The 718-nt window shown below is 42.9% G+C and carries 2 protein-coding genes; one reads left to right on the top strand and one right to left on the bottom strand.

All coding sequences use genetic code 11. The features are described from left to right. Positions 1–359 (top strand): hypothetical protein (locus A3757_RS27485; protein WP_068633632.1); only part of this gene is annotated, 359 nt, incomplete at its 5' end. Between the two features lie 15 nt (positions 360–374). Here A3757_RS27485 and A3757_RS26210 read toward each other — a convergent pair. Further along, positions 375–718 (bottom strand): hypothetical protein (locus tag A3757_RS26210; protein ID WP_068739160.1); only part of this gene is annotated, 344 nt, incomplete at its 5' end.

The raw sequence follows: 718 nt of genomic DNA, 5'->3' as shown, positions 1-718 counted from the left end.
CGATGTTTACACCGTCTTGGGTCGGCCACAAAAAAGCTCTTGAAGCTCTTCGAAAAAACTATTCAGTCTGGACCAACGCCCTCACTTTACCGTTGTATAACAGGAACAGTGTTTCTGGCTTGCTTAAGTGGCTAGTGGTTCTGACCCTACATTCCATTTCACTTCTATCGCTCCCTTTCATCCTGGTCTTGGGCTTTTCAATGAAAGCTTATACGATTTTCTTAAGCGACGATGTAAAGAAGATGAAACAGTACAAACAAGACTTACAAACCATCTATGCAAAGTTAAAAGATATCGAAGATCAGGATGAATATAAGCGACGCTTGAAAGAAGAGATAGCCAAGGTAAAGCCGTTCTAAGAATTGCTTTGAAAATCAGGCAATATCCTCATATCCAGATACCGGGTCTTGCTCACAATTCTTACGGTACTGAGTCAACAACCAGGCTATCGCGCTTGCATAAACAAGATTGGTTGCAAGTTCAGCATGAGGGTTTTCCAAAAATGCCCTTTGCGAAGCCAAACCCCGTACGGTACTCGCCAGGTCTGGTTGAAAAGCTAAATACTCATCCCATAAAGCGGTGTGACTTTCAGGACTAATCGCATAAATACCTAAACCATCAGACTGCTTCGAGGCTACCAAGTGCTCACCGTAAGAGGAACGTTTAGAAGCTAGCTTCAATAAGTAATGTTCTGCAAATTGGGAGCGTTCATCCAAAG

This window comes from Oleiphilus sp. HI0117, assembly GCF_001635235.1.
This window is presented reverse-complemented; position numbering and strand designations above follow the sequence as displayed.